The sequence below is a fragment of the Arthrobacter sp. NPDC057013 genome (assembly GCF_042674585.1).
GTDB lineage: Bacteria > Actinomycetota > Actinomycetes > Actinomycetales > Micrococcaceae > Arthrobacter.
Window position 1 is genome coordinate 1 of the sequence record NZ_JBHUSE010000011.1, and the last position, 20132, is coordinate 20132.

At 66.3% G+C, this 20132-nt stretch carries 19 protein-coding genes; 10 read left to right on the forward strand and 9 right to left on the reverse strand.

The window, feature by feature from the left end; genetic code table 11:
* Window positions 1–274: 274 nt before the first annotated feature.
* A complete protein-coding gene (locus ACFTSA_RS14830) occupies window positions 275–1540 on the forward strand; it encodes a macrolide family glycosyltransferase (RefSeq protein ID WP_377952235.1) in 1266 nt (421 codons plus the stop codon).
* On the opposite strand, the gene ACFTSA_RS14835 is transcribed toward ACFTSA_RS14830, so the two are convergent.
* The 4 genes from ACFTSA_RS14835 to ACFTSA_RS14850 form a co-directional block, all read right to left on the reverse strand.
* A complete protein-coding gene (locus tag ACFTSA_RS14835) occupies window positions 1525–2340 on the reverse strand; it encodes an IclR family transcriptional regulator (RefSeq protein ID WP_377952237.1) in 816 nt (271 codons plus the stop codon). The two genes, ACFTSA_RS14830 and ACFTSA_RS14835, sit on opposite strands and share 16 nt — an antisense overlap.
* 87 nt (window positions 2341–2427) lie before the next feature.
* A complete protein-coding gene (locus ACFTSA_RS14840) occupies window positions 2428–3009 on the reverse strand; it encodes a GNAT family N-acetyltransferase (protein ID WP_377952239.1) in 582 nt (193 codons plus the stop codon).
* A gap of 402 nt (window positions 3010–3411) precedes the next feature.
* Window positions 3412–4581 (reverse strand): N(5)-(carboxyethyl)ornithine synthase, encoded by a 1170-nt coding sequence (locus ACFTSA_RS14845; RefSeq protein ID WP_377952241.1) that lies wholly within the window; start codon window positions 4579–4581, stop codon window positions 3412–3414.
* Window positions 4578–4724, reverse strand: coding sequence for a hypothetical protein (locus ACFTSA_RS14850; RefSeq protein ID WP_175305048.1), 147 nt, complete (start codon window positions 4722–4724; stop codon window positions 4578–4580). The genes ACFTSA_RS14845 and ACFTSA_RS14850 overlap by 4 nt, the downstream gene beginning before the upstream one ends.
* A 255-nt stretch (window positions 4725–4979) precedes the next feature.
* Between ACFTSA_RS14850 and hxlA the strand changes: the two genes are divergently transcribed.
* A complete protein-coding gene (gene hxlA / locus ACFTSA_RS14855; RefSeq protein ID WP_377952242.1) occupies window positions 4980–5603 on the forward strand; it encodes a 3-hexulose-6-phosphate synthase in 624 nt (207 codons plus the stop codon).
* A 139-nt stretch (window positions 5604–5742) separates the two neighbouring features.
* Here hxlA and ACFTSA_RS14860 read toward each other — a convergent pair whose 3' ends face one another.
* Both ACFTSA_RS14860 and ACFTSA_RS14865 read right to left on the reverse strand, forming a co-directional pair.
* Window positions 5743–6111, reverse strand: coding sequence for a hypothetical protein (locus ACFTSA_RS14860; protein WP_377952243.1), 369 nt, complete (start codon window positions 6109–6111; stop codon window positions 5743–5745).
* A gap of 250 nt (window positions 6112–6361) precedes the next feature.
* A complete protein-coding gene (locus ACFTSA_RS14865; RefSeq protein ID WP_377952244.1) occupies window positions 6362–7378 on the reverse strand; it encodes an EAL domain-containing protein in 1017 nt (338 codons plus the stop codon).
* A gap of 192 nt (window positions 7379–7570) precedes the next feature.
* On the opposite strand from ACFTSA_RS14865, the gene ACFTSA_RS14870 reads away from it, so the two are divergent.
* Entirely contained in the window at window positions 7571–8110 is a 540-nt protein-coding gene (locus ACFTSA_RS14870) for a hypothetical protein (RefSeq protein ID WP_377952245.1), read from the forward strand.
* Window positions 8111–8218: 108 nt separating this feature from the next.
* On the opposite strand, the gene ACFTSA_RS14875 is transcribed toward ACFTSA_RS14870, so the two are convergent.
* Complete coding sequence (locus tag ACFTSA_RS14875) at window positions 8219–9001, reverse strand: response regulator transcription factor (protein WP_377952246.1); 783 nt, start codon at window positions 8999–9001, stop codon at window positions 8219–8221.
* Window positions 9002–9498: 497 nt separating this feature from the next.
* On the opposite strand from ACFTSA_RS14875, the gene ACFTSA_RS14880 reads away from it, so the two are divergent.
* Complete coding sequence (locus ACFTSA_RS14880; protein WP_377952247.1) at window positions 9499–10788, forward strand: alkaline phosphatase family protein; 1290 nt, start codon at window positions 9499–9501, stop codon at window positions 10786–10788.
* Window positions 10789–10800: 12 nt separating this feature from the next.
* Here the strand turns inward: ACFTSA_RS14880 and ACFTSA_RS14885 are convergent, their stop codons facing one another.
* On the reverse strand, window positions 10801–11274 hold the full coding sequence (locus ACFTSA_RS14885; RefSeq protein ID WP_377952248.1) for a hypothetical protein: 474 nt from the start codon (window positions 11272–11274) through the stop codon (window positions 10801–10803).
* Window positions 11275–11417: 143 nt separating this feature from the next.
* A complete protein-coding gene (locus ACFTSA_RS14890) occupies window positions 11418–12089 on the reverse strand; it encodes a GntR family transcriptional regulator (RefSeq protein WP_377952249.1) in 672 nt (223 codons plus the stop codon).
* Window positions 12090–12233: 144 nt separating this feature from the next.
* Between ACFTSA_RS14890 and glyA the strand changes: the two genes are divergently transcribed.
* Genes glyA through ACFTSA_RS14920 form a run of 6 tightly spaced genes read left to right on the forward strand, consistent with a single transcriptional unit; the run spans window position 12234 to window position 20130 of the window.
* On the forward strand, window positions 12234–13574 hold the full coding sequence (gene glyA, locus ACFTSA_RS14895; RefSeq protein WP_377952250.1) for a serine hydroxymethyltransferase: 1341 nt from the start codon (window positions 12234–12236) through the stop codon (window positions 13572–13574).
* A complete protein-coding gene (locus ACFTSA_RS14900; RefSeq protein WP_377952251.1) occupies window positions 13571–14791 on the forward strand; it encodes a sarcosine oxidase subunit beta family protein in 1221 nt (406 codons plus the stop codon). The genes glyA and ACFTSA_RS14900 overlap by 4 nt, the downstream gene beginning before the upstream one ends.
* Before the next feature lie 27 nt (window positions 14792–14818).
* Window positions 14819–15190, forward strand: coding sequence for a sarcosine oxidase subunit delta (locus ACFTSA_RS14905; RefSeq protein ID WP_377952252.1), 372 nt, complete (start codon window positions 14819–14821; stop codon window positions 15188–15190).
* Window positions 15187–18129, forward strand: coding sequence for a sarcosine oxidase subunit alpha family protein (locus ACFTSA_RS14910; protein ID WP_377952253.1), 2943 nt, complete (start codon window positions 15187–15189; stop codon window positions 18127–18129). Before ACFTSA_RS14905 ends, ACFTSA_RS14910 begins: the two co-directional genes overlap by 4 nt.
* Window positions 18122–18757 carry a sarcosine oxidase subunit gamma gene (locus tag ACFTSA_RS14915; protein WP_377952254.1) on the forward strand — a complete coding sequence of 212 codons (636 nt, stop codon included), beginning with the start codon at window positions 18122–18124 and terminating at the stop codon, window positions 18755–18757. Before ACFTSA_RS14910 ends, ACFTSA_RS14915 begins: the two co-directional genes overlap by 8 nt.
* Window positions 18757–20130: an L-serine ammonia-lyase gene (locus ACFTSA_RS14920; protein ID WP_377952255.1), complete on the forward strand. Its 1374-nt coding sequence runs from the start codon at window positions 18757–18759 to the stop codon at window positions 20128–20130. Before ACFTSA_RS14915 ends, ACFTSA_RS14920 begins: the two co-directional genes overlap by 1 nt.
* The last annotated feature ends 2 nt before the right edge of the window (window positions 20131–20132 follow it).

Sequence of the window (20132 nt, forward strand, 5' to 3'; positions counted from 1 at the left end):
CCGTCCGAGCACCACATTGGTGCCTTCCACGACTGGGTCAACGAAAAAGTCGGCGACGTCCCGCTCACCGGCGAAGCCCTGCTCGGCCTCACCGCAGACACCCCGCCCCTGGAAGAACGCGCCGAAACACTGCAACGCAAAGAAACCACCACCCCGGCCCCATAAAGTTCTAATCCGCTGACTGAGCCTGCCGAAACCAAGCTTTCGGCAGGCTCAGTCAGTTTTTAAGCGCGTACGATGATCCTGTCGCTGCCCGGGCGGAGGAGTGTCTGTCATGCATTTTGCCTTTGTTTGCCTTCCAGCCACGGGCCACGTGAACCCGACGCTGCCGGTGGTCGCAGAGCTGGTCCGGAGAGGCCACCGGGTCACGTATGCCACCTCGGCCAAGTACGCGGCCGCCGTCGAATCTGCCGGGGCCATCTTTTTCGAGAACGGCGAGGACCTGTCGTCGCAGTTTCCCCGGTTCGGCGCTTCTGCTCCCGGCAGTCCCGCACAGGACGACGCCGGGCGGCCGCCCCGGGCGGGCATGCTGGCGGGGCTTGGGTCCGGCATGATGTCGGGACTGCTGGAGCGGCTGCTGGAAAGGGCCCGGGAAGAATTTCCCGCCCTGTTGTCCCGGCTGGCCGCGGATCAGCCGGATGCGGTCTGCTATGACGCCATGACCCTCGCCGGGAAGATGGCCGCCCTGAAACTAGATTTGCCGGACGTCGCGCTGCTTCCTACCTATGCCACCAACGAGCATTTTTCGATGCGTGAGCTGATGCCCGCCCGTCCGCCAGCAGAAATGCTCGCGGCGTGGAAGCAGGCCCGCCAGCTCATCGAGGATTTCGCGAGGGAGCAGGGCCTCGCCGGGTTCAATTTCATGGAGGGACCCCCGGCTTCCCTGAACATCTGCTTCATCCCGAGGGAATTCCAGCCCGCAGCTGACACCTTCGATGGCCGTTTCCACTTCGTGGGACCCAGCCTTGGCCGGAGGGGCGGCGAGGAGGAATGGCAGCCGCGCATCAAGGACGCGCCTCTGCTGTTCATCTCGCTCGGGACCACGCCGTTGAACGACCGGCCGGACTTCTTTCGCATGTGCCTGGACGCGTTTGCGGGCACAGAATGGCAGGTGGCCATGGCCGTCGGCGACCGGATGGAGGTGGCCGAACTGGGGGAGGTCCCGCCGAATGCAGAGGTCCGGCCTTTCTTTCCGCAGCTGGAGGTCCTGCGGCATGCCCGTGTGTTCCTCTCCCACACGGGGATGAACTCGACCATGGAGGCGCTGTATCTGGGCGTTCCCCTCGTGGCGTTTCCGCTGCAACCGGAGCAGGAAGCCAACGCCCGCCGCGTCGAGGAGCTGGGACTGGGACGCCGCCTTCCCGCCGAGGGCCTTACGCCGGGGATGATCCACGACGTCGTGACGGAAGTCGGCCAGGACCAGGAGATCCGGCGCAAGATTGCGGCGATGAGCCAGCGCGTCCGCAGCTCCGGCGGGGCAACGGCGGCCGTCGACGCCATGGAGAAGTACGTGAGCCGGCTGGATCAGCGCCGGGTGTAGCCCATGTTGGCGCTGATCCGCAGGCCGGCCTGGCCAAGGCCCTCAACGAGGCCCGGTACTTTCTCCGGGTCGAAGCGGAAGGCCGGGCCGGAGATGCTGACCGCGCCGATCACCGTTCCCAGGTGGTTGTAGACCGGCACCGCCATGGAGTTCAACCCTATTTCGAACTCTTCGAGGGTCACCGCGTAGCCGTCGTGGGCGGCGTCGATCAGTTGCTTTTCGAGTTTGTCGCGCTTGGTGATGGTCCGCGGTGTCCGGGCCGGCAGCCCTGTCTCCTTCAGGATGCGCTCACGTTCATCCGCGTCCAGCGCCGCCAGCAGGACCTTCCCGCTCGACGTCGCATGCAGGGGCGTAAGGCTTCCCACCCAGTCGTAGGTGGCCAGGGTTGAGGGCCCCATGGCCTGGTCCACGTTGACGGCATAGTTGGAGCGAAGAACGGCGAGGTTGACGGTTTCCTTAAATGCCTCGGCCAGGTTCTCGAGCACCGGGCGTGCCTCGCGGACCAGGCTCAGCCGGCCAGGGATGGAACTTGCCAGACGAAGGATGCCAAATCCCAGCTGATACTTGCCCCGTTCGCTGTTCTGGTGGACCATCTCCCTGCCAACAAGGGAACCAAGCAGCCTGGACACCGTGGACTTATGGATGCCCATTTCCTCGGCGATTTCGCTCACGCCTGCATGGCCGTCGCGGGCCAGGATCTCCAGGACAGCAAGCGCCCGGTCGACGGATTGTACGCCGCCCTGCTGGCCGCCCTCGACCTCGGCGTCGGCGTCGGGTTCCAGGTCATTGTTCGAAGCCATGTCCCGATCCTATGCCGGGAAGTGTGACGGAGCTGACATCGCGTCAAGCCGGGTAACGCCGCCGGGCGTCAGCGAGACTGGCACAGATCAGTTCAATCGGCGCAGGTCAAGGCGCATCAGCACGCGCGGGAATCCGTTGAGGACGGAGTCGGTGTCCGCGGCTTTGGCGAAGCCTGCCGCCTCGAAGAGCTTGCGGGTGCCCACGTAGGCCATGGTGAGGTCTACCTTCCGGCCCTGGTTATCCACCGGATAACCCTCGACGGCTGGCGCGCCGTAGGAGCGGGCAAAGTCGACGGCGCCCTGCAGCAGCCGGTGGGAGATTCCCTTGCCGCGGTACCCCGGCCGGACCCGGATGCACCACACCGACCACACGTCCAGATCGTCCACGTGGGGGATGCGGCGGTTCCGGGCAAAGCTGGTATCGGCGCGCGGATGGACCCCGGCCCACCCAACTGCCTCCCCGCCGTCGTACGCCAGAACCCCGGGCGGTGGATCCTCGCTTAACAGTTCCTGGACCAGCTCCCCGCGGGCTGTGCCGCGCAACTCCAGGTTCTGTTTGGAGGGGATGCGGTAGCTCAGGCACCAGCACACCGTCGCGTCCGGCCGCTTGGGCCCCACCACCGCTTTCACGTCCTCAAACTGCACCGCCGGCCGAACCTCGATCTCCATGCCGCCACCCTGCCACCGGCCTCGGGTGGTGGCAAGGCGCTCTTCGGCTGAATCCTGCTAACGTGCTCGATACGTTTTGCAAGTCCTGCTCGGGACGAAACAGCGTTGGAGAAGTTGGGAGTTAGAGAAAGTTGGGAACGGAGATGTTTGGACGCGCACAGGGACGCATCAGGGGCCGGAAGCCGGACCGGCGGTCTGCTGGCATCGGACCCGTTAGTGTTCGTCGCGGGCACCAACCGGGTAAGGGCGCCCGGGTAGCCTGGGTCGTCGCCGGGGCCGTGGCCGCCGCCGCCACACTCGCGATGGTCGTGTGGGAGGTTCTTGACCGGACTGAAGATCCTAATGCCGAGCGCAACGAAGAAGCGTCAGCTGAGCCGGCCCTGCGCCGGAAATGGTGGTCAGTCAGCTGACCACCATTTCGGGCACGGCGTGGGGGTAGCCCGGCTCGCGTCCCTGGAATTCCAGCACTGCCGGGTTGCGGACGACTCCCTCGCGGATCTCGATTGCCCTGCTGATGGTCTCGCTGTTATCCCAGGCCGCAGGTCCTGACATGACCGGCTCGAGGAAAGGCAGGAGGGCCTCGCTGATTTCCCAGCTGGAGGAGTTCCACAAGTAGGACGGGCTGTGATCCACCGCGTAATAGTTGATGTGCTCACCCACGGTGAACATCGGCTCTGCGAAGGTTGTGGTCTTGGCCCAGCTGAATCCCATGCCTTCATCGCAGGACACATCCACGATCAGGCTTCCCGGCTGGAATGCGGCCAAATCCTCGGTCCGGAGGTAGGTCAGGGGATTGTTCGGGTCCTGAAGGGTGCAGTTGACTACGATGTCACTCTCGGCCAGAAAGGGAGCCAGGGGAACCCGGCCGCGTTCGGTGATGACCTGGCTAAGGAACGGCGCCTTGTCGTCATGATCAAACTGGGTGATCCGTACTGAGTGGATTGGGGCGCCTACCGCAGCAACGCCCCTGTTCGTCAGCACCTGCACGTCATGGACACCGTGTGCGTTCAATGCCGTGACAGCACCGCGGGCGGTGGCACCGAAACCGATGACGACGGCGCGGAGGCGTCGGCCGTAGTCCCCGGTGGACCCAGTCAGCGCCAATGCGTGTATGACCGAGCAGTAGCCGGCAAGCTCGTTGTTCTTGTGAAAGACATGTAGGCCGAAGCCGCCGTCAGATGCCCAGTGGTTCATGGCCTCGAAGGCGATCAGCGTCAGCTTCTTATCGATGGCCAACTGCGTAACGGCAGTGTCCTGGACGCAGTGCGGCCAGCCCCAGAGAACCTGTTCGTCCCGAAGTTCGCCAAGGTCCTGCGGCTGGGGTTTGGGCAACAGAACAACGTCCGCCTGCGCCACAATCTCTTGACGGTTGCCCAGCCGCCCGCCCAACTGCGCCAGCTGGGCGTCGGAAAAGCCGAAACGTTCCCCGTAGCCGCGTTCAAAGATCATGTGCTGGCGCAGCTCCGGCTGGATGCGTTCAAGATGGAGCGGGTGAAGTGGGACGCGGCGTTCATCAGGCTTGCGTGGTGAGGACAGGACCCCAAGGGTGAGGTAGTGCGGCGAAACTGTCACTTTTTCTTTGCCGGCACGGGCTTGGCGCTGGTCTTGTCAAGTGAGCTGGCGGGTGCCGCGGCGGCCCGTTTGTCGGCACGCTTTTCCTTGATGGATTTGGTGGATTTCTTGGATGCTGCTTGACGGGGGGACTTGTCAGCCATATCGCTCCTGTAGCGGAACCGAAGAGGTTCCTGACTCCTGACCCTACACCCGGGGAGGGGCGCGCAGCGCCGAAAGGAGGATCTCGAGCCCAGGTGCCGCCTACCCCTTTGGGTGGGAAAGACTGCCCGATCATGCTGTGGTGCCCACAGGCTTGGCGTTCGAAGATGGAAGGGAAGCGGCGTTCCAGAGCCTCCGGGATGAGGACGCCGCTGCGGAAGAACCACCTAAAACCAAATCCAAGTAAGGAAAAACACATGAAGCTCCAAGTTGCCATCGACCTCCTGACCACCGAAGCTGCCCTCGAGCTGGCCGGCAAGGTTGCCGAGCACGTTGACATCATCGAACTGGGCACCCCGCTGATCAAGGCCGAAGGCCTGTCCGTCATCACCGCGGTCAAGGAAGCCCACCCGGACAAGGTCGTCTTCGCTGACCTGAAGACCATGGACGCCGGCGAGCTCGAAGCCGACATCGCGTTCAAGGCCGGCGCCGACCTGGTCACCGTGCTCGGTGCCGCTGACGACTCCACCATCGCCGGTGCCGTCAAGGCAGCCCAGGCCCACAACAAGGGCGTCGTGGTTGACCTCATCGGCATCGCTGACAAGGTCACCCGTGCCAAGGAAGTCCGTGCCCTGGGTGCGAAGTTCGTGGAGATGCACGCCGGCCTGGACGAGCAGGCCAAGCCCGGTTTTGACCTGAACGGTCTGCTCCGCGCCGGCGCCGAAGCCCGCGTTCCGTTCTCCGTGGCCGGCGGCGTGAAGCTCGCCACCATCGGTGACGTCCAGAAGGCCGGCGCCGATGTCGCCGTGGCCGGCGGCGCCATCTACGGTGCAGCAGACCCCGCACTGGCCGCGAAGGAACTCCGCGCAGCCATCGTCTAGGTCCTGCCTGGATCAAAACCGAGGCTTCATAGGCCGACGGCGGCACCGCCGCCGGGGCGGTCCTCACCGGATGGTGGGGCCGCCATCGGTCTTTAACTGTTATTCCGGTCTATAACGGAGTTCCGGAAACAGGGCGCGGCTACGAGCACGAATCCCCGTCTGCATCGAGGCCGGGCAGGGATCTGAGAACTACCTCGGTGTTGGCACCGTTCGGTGACTGGCCGGCTGCCTGGCCACGTGCCTCTACATCAGCCGCCGCCTCCACTCCGGCTACGGCAGTCCGGTTCTGCGCGGTCGTTTCCTGCGCGGACCGGTTCCTGGTGTGGTGGGTGGTTCTGTGTTCTCCGCGGGAGTGGTGGTCAGGGGACGTAGCGGACACCCGGATCACGGCGTCATTGGAGATTTGTTGCTTCACCTGCCCCGGCGCGGTGAGCATTCCTCCGCCGGCCGTCCCCAGGAGGACGGCTATGCCCGCCACAACGGTGGCATTACGCGTACGTGTTTTCATTTTGGCCTCTTCCGGACCGGGTGGCCTGCATCTCCGGCGCGGACGCCTGGAGAAGAGGCCCTTTCTCGAAAGGTACGCCCGCTTGGCCGGGACACAAAGCCCGCGCGTCAGATTAAGAGCGAACTCACAGTTTGGCTCCAGGCAGCAAAGTGGTGCGGGTTCGAGCGTGAACTGGCCGTGCTCAAGCGTCCAGGCAAAGGAGCCTCGGAGGCCGTAGGCGGGCCTGTTGCGCGCGTCCCCGGAGCCCGTCTCAGCGGGGGAAATCCAGGCGGCGCTCTCCCAAAGGGTCAGCGTCGCCGGTCCAGGCTGCCCAGTCGCGAGGGTCCACCGAGGGTCTGCCCAGCAGATAGCCCTGGCCTCTGGTGATTCCCAGTTTCACGACGGCGGCGAGTTCCTCGCGGCTCTCGATTCCTTCCGCGGACAGTGTCGCGCCTGTCTGCTCGGCCAGTGCAAAAATGAAGGGGGCCGTACCCGGCCCGTTGCCTGGCGAAACGGCGCCGGCGAGGAAGTCGCGGTCGACTTTGATGATGTCGGGGAGCAGGTGCAGGATCTGCTTCGCCGAGGTGGCGGCCGGACCGGAGCCGTCCACGGCAAGGCGCACGCCGTGCTGGCGCAGGGGGCTCAGAACAGCAGCAAGGCCCGCCAGTTCCCGGTCCGCAAGGTCGCCCATGATCTCGATGACCATCCGCTCCGGGTCGACCGTGCCGCCCAGCATCAGAGCCTGAACACGGGGGTCGGCGCATGCCGTGGGGCTGAGGTTGAACGACGCAAAAAAGTGGGGCGGAATTTCTCCTGCCGCGGAAAGGGCGAGGTGCAGGGCCGCGATCTCCAGGTCCGGCCCCAGTCCCATCGCGGCGGCTCCGCGGAACCAGACGTCTGCGCTGGTCCCCTCATGGCTGACGAACCGTGCCAGCGCCTCAACCCCGATTACTTCTCCGCCGGGCAGTTGCCTGATGGGCTGGAAGGCCGTCAGCAGCATCCTCTTCCCCGCGGCGGCCTCGTTGCGCGAAGAATCCTCCGCTGGATTCTGCGGTGAGGACTTGGGGACGTTCCGGGTGCTGATCAGATGATGGAGGAGGGCCTGTTCGGGGTCGTCCATGTGGGTTGCCAGCAAGTCGAGCAGCTGCTCCCTGGCCCATGCTTTCTGCGGATCGGAGTCCGCCAGCACGTCGCTGATGATCTCCAGCACCTGGCGCCGGAGAGTTTCTCCGTCCACGTTGCGGAACAGTTCGGGTGCTTGTTCACCGTCCGGAGGCGACTCATCCATGGCCTTCACACTACTCCTCGGTAGTTGCCGCCGCGATTGGGGAAACGCCGGGGCTGTGGCCCCGGGCAGGGTTCACAGCCTCCTGACAGTTTCCGAACAGCGGTGCCCTAACCTGTGGCTGGATCTTTGAGGAAGGGGCTAGGACAGATGCCCTTCCGTTCAAAGCCGCACACGGCCGATCAAGGAGACAACATGTCACGAACCAAGAGAATCACCCTTGGCATCACCGCCGGCGCCCTGGCGCTGGGCGCCGGCCTGGGGGCTACCGGAATGGCCTCAGCCGCCACCACCCCGAGCCCCAGCGCAACGTCAAGTACTTCGACGGACAGCAGCGCCCCGACTGACGGCTTCCGTGGCCACAAGGGCGACCGCGGCCAGATCGCGGCAGACCTTGCCACCAAGCTGGGTGTCGCCCAAACGAAAGTGAGCGACGCAATCCAGGCGTTCCGCGAGGCCAACAAGCCGACGGCGGCGCCGACCGAGGGCACCAGGCCTGACCGCACCGCCCAGGATGCGGCGATGGCCAAGTCCCTGGCGACGGCACTCGGTGTGGACGAAGCCAAGGTCGCCGCGGCCCTGACTGAAATCCGCACGGCTGAACAGGCGGAACGCGCTGCCGCGCTGAAGACCAAGCTGGACACCGCCGTCAAGGACGGCACCCTGACCCAGACCGAAGCCGACGCCGTCACGAAGGCCGTCGAGAAAGGCGTGATCGGAGGTGGCGGCCACTAGCAACCCATGAACTCCTTTTGCCCCATGAACAGAGTTCACCCATGAACGGCATTCACCCATGAATAGAGGAATCCCCCGGGAAGGTCCCGGGGGACTCCCTGTTTCTCCTCAAACTCTGCCGTTTGTCGCCACCGCCAACGTCTGGTCCAGCAGCCCCAACCGGGCGGCTTTTTGCACCGCCATCAGCCGGTCGCCCACGTCAAGCTTGCGGTAGATGTGTTCGAGGTGCTTTTGCGCTGTCCGCGGGGAGATGTTGAAGTGGTGGCCCAGGGACGTGGCGGTCAGCCCCTGGCCGAGCAGCCCCAGGATGGCGAGTTCCCGCCGGGTCAGCCCGGGCCCGTCTGTTGACGTGTCCTCCGAGGCCCAGGCGAGCTGCCGGTACAGGCCCGTCAGAATCGGTTGAAGGGCAATGGCCAGGGTAAGCTCATCGTCGTCGAACTCCCGGTCGGGCCTCGCCAGCAGGTAGGCGCGATGAACCGGACCATCCAGGAGCAGGGGAATGGCCAGCTGGAAGCCGATTCCCAGCGGCCTGGCCAGGTCTTGCCATTCGGCCTGCATGCGCCAGTCAGCCACCTGCCCGGGAACCCGGGCAAGAGACTGGGGACCGGAAAGCCCGGACACTGCGTACCAGCGCAGGAGCGGCTGCCAGGTGGCATCGGGAACGCGCGGGCCTGGTGGCAGCTTGGGAAGATAATCGCCGGGCCAGCAGCCCTCCATGTTGTCAACCCAGTCCGGGCCAACACTGCTGCGGCTGCAGCATGCGGCGTTGAACGAAGCCGTGAGCCGCTTGGAGATCGCCTCCTCCGCGCGGGGGTGGGCCGCAAATGGATGCTGCAGGAATTCCCCGACAAATTCCAGCCACTCCCGGTATAACGCTTCGTTCCGCGTCATCCGAGCATTCTAGCAATCAAATACATAGCTTTGCAGTTTCGAAATTCGATGATCCAATGACAATAACTGATAATTGCTTTGCAAAACTTGCTGACTAATTGTCCGTAAGCGGCATATCCCTAAAAGCCATACGCAAAAGTGCGTACAGCCCCGCATTTATGGTGCTTCCTATAATGAGCCCACCGGCAAAAGGGCGCCGCTCCGTTCAGTCAGTCAGGGGCGTGGAAGCCTTCGTCCGCCGCGGTTCCCGGGCAAGGCCCGGGCGACATCGAGACACTATTTCATGCACTCAGCAAGATGGGAATTTTCTCATGAAGCTCCAATTAAGCCCTGCAGCTCCACGCGGTAATCTGCAGGGTAGCAATTCGTCGTCGAAGAATGCGCGTCTTCGTCCATTTTCTGTGGCTGCAGCATTGTTGCTTACGGCTACCTTCTCTTTAACCGCTGTGCCTGCCCGGGCTGCCACAATTACCCTGGGCCCATCGGCGGACGCGGTCGTGAAAAGTGCGACGCCGGGCACCAATTACGGCACGGCCACCGGCCTGAAGGCCGATAACAGCCCCGTGGAGATGTCGTTCCTGAAATTCGTTGTCACCGGAACCGGAGGGACGGTCACAGCTGCGAAGCTGCGGCTCTTCGTGGCAGATCCCTCGCCGTCCGGCGGACAGTTCCGGCATGTGCCGGACAACAGCTGGGCTGAGGGTTCCGTGACCTGGTCGAACGCGCCTGCCGCAAGCAGCACCAACATCGCCTCACTGGGAGCTGTCAGCACTGGCACCTGGGTGGAAGTGGATGTCTTCAGCCTGGTCAAGGGCGACGGAACGTACTCCCTGCGCATCAGCAGTACGAACTCCGATGGCGTTATCTACAACTCGAAGGAATTCAGCGACGCCACCCGCCGGCCGCAGCTGGTGCTCACCACCGGCTCCACGCCTCCGCCGCCGCCGCCCCCGCCGCCGGGCTCACCCTGTGGAACAGCCGCCGCCCCGCCGGCGACCTACGACCACGTCATCTGGATCATCTTCGAGAATAAGAGGTACTCCCAGGTCATCGGCAGCCCCAGCGCACCGTACATGACGCAGACTGCCCAAAAGTGCGCCAGCATGACCAACTGGAGCGACGCCGGGTCCGCGTTCCCCTCACTGCCGAACTACATCGCCCTGACTTCTGGGAGCAACCAGGGTGTGACGTCGGACAGCAGCCCGGGCAGTCTTCCCGCCATTACCGCGGACAATCTCTTCCGCCAGGTCCGGGCACGTGGACTGACCCAGAAGAGCTACCAGGAGGACATGCCGGCGAACTGCAGGCTGACCGATTCCGGCCTTTACGCGGTGAGGCACAACCCGGAGGCCTACTACCAGGGGACGGGGGACAGGGCCGCATGCGCCACCAACAACGTCCCGCTCGGGACCACGACGTCCGGGAACCTGTTCAACGACCTGACGAACAACACGCTGCCCGGCTTCTCGCTGATCACCCCGAACGTCTGCAATGACACGCACGACTGCAGCATCACCACCGGCGACACGTGGCTTTCGAGGTGGCTGCCGGTGATCCTGGCGAGCCAAAGTTACCAGGCGGGACGCACTGCCGTCGTGGTTCTGTATGACGAGGACACGCCCATCCCCAACTTCGTGGTGGCCCCGTCCGTCGTTCCGGGGACTGTGGTGACGGGTGCCTACAGCCACTACTCGCTGCTGCGGGCCACAGAGGAAATGCTTGGCATCACCAACCTCCTGCTGAACGCCAGGACGGCTCCGAGCCTTCGGCAGCCGCTGAATCTCTAGCCCGTTACAGGCCTAGCCACGGTCCAGGTTCACGGTCCAGGTGCCGCCGGCATTGACCGAGGAGCACTGGAATTCCGTGGCCGCGGGCTTGCCGGCCGTCGGGTCGGTGTAGGAGCCGGTGGTTTGGAAGTTGCCGCTCTTCGCCTTGGCGGTGGACTTGGTGCCGGGCTGGACCTCAGCGGTGGGGTACTTCTCGGTCACACGCATCTCGCACACGGTGTTGGCTTCGTCCAGGAGCTCCGCGGCCGCCGGTTTCGCAGCCTCCTGAGCGGGGGAAGCGGAAGCCGGGGACGCGGGGCTCGGTGCGTCAGCGGGGGCAGTGGCGGCCGCAGATGACGGCGAAGTGGTCGCTGCCTGCTGATCCGTCCGGGGTGCCTGCGCAGAAACGGCAATGGCCACACCCGCCAGAACCACCACCACGGCGGCAAGGAGGATGAAAAGCAGACGACGCCGGGACGCGCCTTGAGGGGTGGGTGCAACGGACACGGCGTGCCTCTTTCGAAACGCTGGTCAGGCCTGGAAGTGGCAGGTACCTGGCCCTGCTGTCACCCTCATTGGCGGCGGACGTTTCTGGCAGAATAGCCGCCCGGGTGGCCGCCAACAAGGGCATGGGGCGCCGCGTGAAAGTCCTACAGCACCTTGCGGATGGTCTCCTCGAAGCTCGTGACGTGGTGCAGCGCGAGCTCGCCCGCCTTGTCCGCGTCGCCCTCGGCCACGGCCTTGAGCAGGTCCACGTGCTCGCCGATGTGCCCGCTCACGGATGGGACCTTGTCCAGGACCAGGCACCAGATGCGGGTGGCGAGGTTGTCGTAGCGGATCAGGGTGTCCTCGAGGTGCGGGTTGGCCGCGGCACGGTAGATCAGCCGGTGCACCGTGAGGTCGTAGCGCATGAGCTCCCGCGACTGGGCGGGGGTGGGCGCCAGTTCCGAGATGGCCTTGGCGACGTCCAGCAGTTCCTCCCGCATGGCGGCGTTGGCCCGCTTGGCGGCCCGGCGCGCCGCGAGCGGTTCGAGCAGCTCCCGGATTTCCGAGACGTCGGCCAGTTCGGTGAAGTCCACGGTGGTGGCGAATGTTCCCCGGCGCGGGTAGGACACCACCAGGTGGTCCACCTCCAGGCGCTTGATGGCTTCACGCACGGGCGTGCGCCCGAAGCCGAGTTCCGCCGCCAGCTGGCCGTCATTGATGGGATCGCCAGGGCGGATGTCCAGCATGATCAGCTTGTCGCGGAGCTGCCGGTACGCGGCCTCGGCCTGGGACAGTGTTTCGTCCTCGGCGGGCGGCATGGCGGGAAGGGCATTCACAGCGGGACTCCGTTCATGGGCTCTAAGCGGAAGCGAAGTTCCACTTTGCTTCCTGCTCTTGACTCTGTTGTGAGCTCAATCATACCATTGACCTCACACTGATATATCAGTCCTAAGCTAAGTGGTATTTCATAAGGAGCATTCGTGGTTGAGCAGTTGAACGACCGACTTTCCGCAGTCGATCCCGAGATCCAGCAGGCACTCGCACGCGAGCTGGACCGCCAGCAGTCCACGCTGGAAATGATCGCCTCGGAGAACTTCGCTCCTGCGGCCGTCATGGAGGCGCAGGGTTCGGTCCTCACCAACAAGTACGCCGAGGGCTACCCGGGCAAGCGCTACTACGGCGGCTGCGAGCACGTCGACGTCGTCGAGCAGCTGGCCATCGACCGCGTGAAGGCCCTGTTCGGCGCCGAGTTCGCCAACGTCCAGCCGCACTCCGGCGCGCAGGCCAACGCCGCCGCCATGTTCGCCCTGCTGAACCCGGGCGACACGATCCTCGGCCTGGACCTGGCCCACGGCGGCCACCTCACCCACGGCATGCGCATCAACTTCTCCGGCAAGCTCTATAACGTGGTCCCGTACCACGTCCGCGAATCCGACTTCCGCGTGGACATGGCCGAGGTCGAGGCCCTGGCCCTGGAGCACAAGCCCAAGCTGATCGTGGCCGGCTGGTCCGCCTACTCCCGCCAGCTCGACTTCGCCGAGTTCCGCCGGATCGCCGACCTCGTCGGTGCCTACCTGATGGTGGACATGGCCCACTTCGCCGGTCTCGTCGCCGCCGGCCTTCATCCCAACCCGGTGCCGTACGCCGACGTCGTCACCACCACCACGCACAAGACCCTGGGCGGCCCCCGCGGCGGTGTCATCCTCGCCAAGGAGCAGTACGCCAAGAAGATCAACAGCGCGGTCTTCCCCGGCCAGCAGGGCGGCCCGCTGGAGCACGTCATCGCCGCCAAGGCCGTAGCCTTCAAGCTTGCCGCAACCGAAGGCTTCAAGGAACGCCAGAAGCGCGTCCTGGAAGGCGCCAAGCTGCTGGCCGAGCGCTTCCTGCAGCCCGACGTTGAAGCCGCCGGCATCACGGTGGTCAACGGCGGCACTGACGTCCACCTGGTCCTCGTTGACCTGCGCAACTCTGAGCTGGACGGCCAGCAGGCCGAGGACACGCTGCACCGGATCGGCATCACCGTCAACCGCAACGCCGTTCCATTCGACCCCCGCCCGCCGATGGTCTCCTCCGGCCTCCGGATCGGCACCCCCGCCCTGGCCACGCGCGGCTTCGGCGCCGCGGAATTCACCGAGGTTGCAGACATCATCGCCAAGGCCCTCACCAGCGCTGCAGGCACCGGAACGCTCGACGACGGCACCGCCGTCGAACTCCGCGCCCGCGTCACCGCGCTCGCCGAGCAGTTCCCCCTGTACCCCCAGCTCAGTGGCGCCACCGAGATTGCCGCCTTTGAAAACGACATGATTGGAGCAGCCCAGTGAGCACGCACCACCTTCCGGAACACCCGGAGTTCCTGTGGCACAACCCGGAGCCCAAGTCCTCCTATGACGCCGTGATCGTCGGCGGCGGCGGCCACGGCCTGGCCACCGCGTACTACCTGGCCAAGAACCACGGCATGACCAACATCGCCGTCCTGGAGAAGGGCTGGCTGGCCGGCGGAAACATGGCCCGAAACACCACCATCATCCGTTCCAACTACCTCTGGGACGAGAGCGCTGCCATCTACGAGCACGCCCTGAAGCTGTGGGAAATCCTGCCCGAGGAGCTGGAGTACGACTTCCTCTTCAGCCAGCGCGGCGTGATGAACCTGGCCCACACCCTGGGCGACGTGCGCGAAAGCATCCGCCGCGTGGGCGCCAACAAGCTCAACGGCGTGGACGCCGAATGGCTGGACCCGCAGCAGGTCAAGGAACTCTGCCCCATCCTGAACATCAGCGACAACATCCGCTACCCGGTCATGGGCGCCACCTACCAGCCGCGCGCCGGCATCGCCAAGCACGACCACGTCGCCTGGGCCTTCGCCCGCAAGTGCGACGAGATGGGCGTGGACATCATCCAGAACTGCGAAGTCACCGGCTTCATCAAGGACGGCAACCGCGTGGTGGGCGTCAAGACCAACCGCGGCACTATCAACACTGAAAAGGTGGGCCTGGCCGCCGCCGGCCACAGCTCGGTCCTGGCGGAAATGGCCGGCTTCCGGCTCCCCATCCAGTCCCACCCGCTGCAGGCGCTGGTCTCCGAGCTCCACGAGCCGGTCCACCCGACAGTCGTCATGTCCAACCACGTCCACGTGTACGTCTCCCAGGCGCACAAGGGCGAACTGGTCATGGGCGCCGGCGTCGACTCCTACAACGGCTACGGCCAGCGCGGCTCCTTCCACGTGATCGAGCACCAGATGGCGGCCGCCGTCGAACTCTTCCCGATCTTCGCCCGCGCACACGTGCTCCGGACCTGGGGCGGCATCGTGGACACCACGCTGGACGCCTCGCCGATCGTGGGCACCACCCCGGTGGACAACATGTTCGTCAACTGCGGCTGGGGCACCGGCGGCTTCAAGGGCACGCCGGCTGCCGGCCTGACCTTCGCGCACACCATCGCCACCGGCGAACCGCACAAGCTGAACAAGCCGTTCGCCCTGGAACGCTTCGAAACCGGTGCCCTGATCGACGAACACGGCGCTGCCGCCGTCGCCCACTAGCCACGGTCCACCAGAAAGAAGACGCACATGCTGCTTATCTCCTGCCCCAACTGCGGCCCGCGGGACGAAACCGACTTCCACTACGGCGGCCAGGCCCACGTGCCCTACCCCGAGAACCCCAACGACCTCACGGACCGGGAATGGGCCGAGTACCTGTTCTACCGCGAGAACACCAAGGGCACCTTCGCCGAACGCTGGGTGCACAGCACCGGCTGCCGGCAGTGGTTCAACATGCTCCGCGACACGGTCACGTATGACATCCAGGCCGTCTACCCGATGGGGGTGCCGCGGCCCGCCGCGCCCGTCCCGCCCGCAGCTGACACCGGCACCGCAAGCACCGGCGCCGCCAGCACCACCCCCCTCAGCCCCAGCACCGCCCCGGAAGGAGCGACCAAGTGACCTCCCAGAACACGCGCCTCAGCACCGGCGGCCGCATCGACCGCAGCATCTCCTGGCGCTTCACCGTGGACGGCGAGGAATTCACCGGACACCCGGGTGACACCCTGGCCTCCGCGCTGCTGGCCAACGGTCGCATCGCCGCCGGCAACTCGCTGTACGAGGACCGCCCCCGCGGTATCCTGGCCGCCGGCGTCGAAGAGCCCAACGCCCTGGTCCGGATCGAAGCCCGGTTCCCCGGCGACGTCGCCGAGTCCATGCTCCCCGCCACCACCGTTTCCCTGGTGGACGGCCTCAAGGCCGGCTTCCTGAACGGCCTCGGCAAGCTGGACCCGGCCGATGACCGCGCCGAGTACGACAAGAAGTACGTCCACACCGACATCCTCGTCATCGGCGGCGGCCCCGCCGGCCTGGCCGCGGCCCGCGAAGCGGTCCGCAGCGGCGCCCGCGTCATCCTGATGGACGACCAGCCCGAACTCGGCGGCGCGCTGCTCGCCGGATCCACCGCCCCCGACCTGGCCGAAACCATCGAGGGCAAGCCCGCCCTGGAATGGGTTGCCGACGTCGAGGCCGAGCTGGTCTCCGGTGCCGAAAGCACCGTGCTGAACCGCACCACCGCGTTCGGTGCCTACGACGCCAACTACGTCATCGCGGTCCAGAACCGCACCGACCACCTCTCAAGCCCGGCCGCCGCCGGCGTCTCCCGCCAGCGTATTTGGCACATCCGTGCCAACCAGGTTGTGCTGGCCCCCGGCGCCCACGAGCGTCCGCTGGTGTTCGAGAACAACGACCGCCCGGGCATCATGCTCGCCTCGGCCGTCCGCAGCTACCTGAACCGCTACGCCGTGGCCGCCGGGTCCCGCGTGGTCATCAGCACCACCAACGACAGCGCCTACGCCCTGGCCGCGGACCTGCGCGCCGCGGGCATCAAGCTCGCGGCCGTCGTCGACGCCCGCTCCAGCCTCACGCCGGTGGCTGCCGCCGCCGCCGAGGCCGGCACCCGGGTGCTCATCGGCAGCGCCGTGGCCAACACCGCCGCCGACTCGGACGGCCGGCTCAACAGCGTCACCGTCCGCAGCATTAACGACGACGGCGAACTCACCTCGGGCGTCGAGGAGATCGCCGCCGATTTGCTGGCAGTGTCCGGCGGCTGGAGCCCGCTGGTGCACCTGCACTCGCAGCGCCAGGGCAAGCTGCGCTGGGACGAGGACCTCGCGGCTTTCGTGCCGGTCACCGTGGTTCCGAACCAGCAGACCATCGGTTCCGGCCGCGGCAGCTTCGACCTCGCGGACTGCCTGGCCGAGGGCATCTCGGCCGGAGCGTCGGCCGCGATCGCCGCGGGCTTCGAATCCGCCGTCGAGCCCTCCGCCCTGGCGGAGCCGAAGGCGTCCGCCCCGACCCGGCAGCTGTGGCTGGTCCCCGGCCAGACCGGAACCCCGGACGACTGGCACGACCACTTCGTCGACTTCCAGCGCGACCAGTCCGTGGCCGACGTCCTGCGCTCCACCGGCGCGGGCATGCGGTCCGTGGAGCACATCAAGCGCTACACCTCCATCAGCACCGCCAACGACCAAGGGAAGACCTCCGGCGTGAACGCCATCGGCGTCATCGCCGCGGCACTCCGCCAGGCCGGCGAGGCGTCCCGGGGCATCGGCGACATCGGCACCACCACATACCGTGCGCCGTTCACGCCCGTGGCCTTCGCGGCACTGGCCGGACGCCAGCGCGGCGAGCTGTTCGACCCCGCCCGCGTCACCTCGATCCACCCGTGGCACGTCGCCCAGGGTGCGCTGTTCGAGGACGTCGGACAGTGGAAGCGGCCGTGGTACTACCCGCAGAACGGCGAGGACATGGACGAAGCCGTGCTCCGCGAATGCGCCGCCGTCCGCGACTCGGTGGGCTTCATGGACGCCACCACCCTCGGCAAGATCGAAATCCGCGGCAAGGACGCCGGCGAGTTCCTGAACCGCATCTACACCAACGCGTTCAAGAAGCTCGCCCCGGGGTCCGCCCGCTACGGCGTCATGTGCCTCCCGGACGGCATGATCTTCGACGACGGCGTGACCCTGCGCCTGGACGAAGAGACCTACTTCATGACCACCACCACCGGCGGCGCCGCCAAGGTGCTGGACTGGCTGGAGGAATGGCTGCAGACCGAGTGGCCGGAACTCGATGTGCACTGCACCTCCGTGACCGAACAGTGGAGCACGATCGCCGTCGTCGGACCCAAGTCCCGCGACGTCATCGCCAAGGTCGCCCCGGAACTGGCCGCCAACGACGGTCTGTCCGCCGAGGCGTTCCCGTTCATGACCTTCCGTGAAACCACCCTCGCGTCCGGCGTGCAGGCCCGCATCTGCCGGATCTCGTTCTCCGGTGAACTGGCCTACGAAATCAACGTGCCGTCCTGGTACGGCCTGAACACCTGGGAATCCGTGGCCGCGGCCGGTGCCGAGTTCAACATCACCCCCTACGGCACCGAAACCATGCACGTGCTGCGCGCCGAGAAGGGCTACCCGATCGTCGGGCAGGACACCGACGGCACCGTTACCCCGCAGGATGCCGGCATGGAGTGGATCGTCTCCAAGGCCAAGGACTTCATCGGCAAGCGCTCCTACTCCCGGGCGGACCAGCAGCGCGATGACCGCAAGCACCTGGTCAGCGTCCTGCCGGTGGACGGCTCGCTGAGGCTTCCGGAAGGAACCCAGCTGGTGGAGAAGGGCATCCCGGCGAATCCCGCCTACGGCCCGGTCCCGATGCAGGGCTTCGTGACCTCCAGCTACCACAGCGCCGCCCTGGGCCGTTCGTTCGGCCTGGCCCTGATCAAGAACGGCCGCAACCGGATCGGCGAGACCCTGGTGGCCGCCGCCGGCAACCAGCTCGTCGACGTAGTCGTGGCAGAAACCGTACTGTTTGACCCCGAAGGGACCCGCAAAGATGGCTAACACCGCAGCCTTCACCGGCATCAATGGACTCCGGGAAATCCGCCGCAGCCCAGCCTCACACCTGGCCGAAGCATTCGACGCCGGGTCCGTGCAGGGAACAGTCACCCTCAAAGAGGGCCCGTTCCAGACCATGGCCGGCGTCCGCGTGGACGCCAGCTCCGAGGCCGGCGCCCGGATCGCCTCCGTCACCGGCGGCCTGCCGGGGCGCTGCGGCGAGGTCCGCGGCACAGAACGCGTCAGCGTCCTGTGGCTCGGCCCGCAGGAGTTCCTCATCGTGGCCCCGGAGGACGCCCACGACTCCCTCGGCGGGGACCTGATCGGCTCCCTCAAGTCCGCCCTGGGCGACGCCCCCGGCCAGGTGGTGGACCTGTCCGCCAACCGCACCACGTTCGAGCTGTCCGGCCCGCGGGCCCGTGCAGTTCTGGAAAAGGGCTGCGCCCTGGACCTGCACCCCCGCACCCTCAAGGCCGGCACCGCCCTGAACACCGAAGTGGGCAATATCCCGGTGGTCCTGTTCAAGACCGGGGAGGAAAGCTTCCGGCTGTTTCCCCGCGCCTCGTTCGCCGACTACCTGGGCCGCTGGCTGCTGGACGCCATGAGGGAGTTCGCTTCCCCCGAGGTGCCCTGATGGCGCTTAGCGCCCTGGATCTGTTTTCCGTTGGCATCGGGCCGTCGTCCTCACACACGGTCGGCCCGATGCGGGCGGCAAAGCAGTTCGCCGACGGACTCAAGGGCGGCGGGCTGCTGAGCGCCACCACCCGGGTCCAGGCGGAGCTTTTCGGGTCCCTCGGCGCCACCGGCCGGGGCCACGGCTCCGACAAGGCCGTGGTGCTGGGCCTGCAGGGCCTGGACCCGGAGACCGTTGACACCTCTACCGCCGACGACCAGGTGGCAGCCGCCGCCCTGGACGCCGAGCTCCGGATCGGCGGGGACCACCGGGTGGACTTCAACTGGGACGAGGACGTGGTGCTGCACCGGCGGAAGTCGCTGCCGGCCCACCCCAACGGCATGACTTTCCGCGCCCTGGACCACGCCGGCACGGTGCTGAGCGAACGGAGCTTCTACTCCATTGGCGGCGGCTTCGTCGTCGACGGCGATGCCGATGCCGGCGCGAAGGTGGTGGCGGACGAGACCCCGCTGCCGTACCCCTTCACCACGGCCAACGAGCTGCTGGGGATCTGCAAGCGCGAAAACATGTCGATCTCCGACGTCATGCTCGCCAACGAGCTGGCGTGGCGCAGCGAGGCGGAGCTCCGCGAGGAACTGCTGAAGCTGTGGGCCGTGATGCGCGAATGCGTGGACAACGGCTGCGCCGCGGAAGGCATCCTCCCCGGCGGGCTGAACGTGAAGCGGCGCGCGCCGCAGCTCTTCCGGACCCTGACCGCGGACACCGGCGTCACCGATCCGCTCAGGGCGATGGAATGGGTGAACCTCTTCGCGCTGGCCGTGAACGAGGAGAACGCGGCCGGCGGCCGCATCGTCACCGCCCCCACCAACGGGGCGGCCGGCATCGTCCCGGCTGTCCTGCATTACTACGTGAAGTTTGTTCCGGGAGCGGACGACGACGGTGTGGTGCGCTTCCTCCTGGCGGCGGCCGCCGTCGGGATTCTGTTCAAGATCAACGCCTCCATCTCCGGTGCGGAGGTGGGCTGCCAGGGTGAGGTGGGTTCCGCCTGCTCCATGGCCGCGGCCGGGCTCTGCGAGGTGCTGGGCGGCACGCCCGAACAGGTGGAGAACGCCGCCGAGGTGGGGATCGAACACAACCTGGGCCTGACCTGCGACCCCGTAGGCGGCCTGGTGCAGATCCCGTGCATCGAGCGGAACGCGATCGCCAGCGTCAAGGCCATCAACGCTGCGCGGCTGGCCCTGCACGGGGACGGCAGCCACAAGGTGTCGCTGGACAAGGCCATCAAGACCATGCGCGAGACCGGCGCCGACATGAAAACCAAGTACAAGGAAACCTCTCGAGGAGGCCTCGCTGTGAATGTAATTGAGTGCTGAAC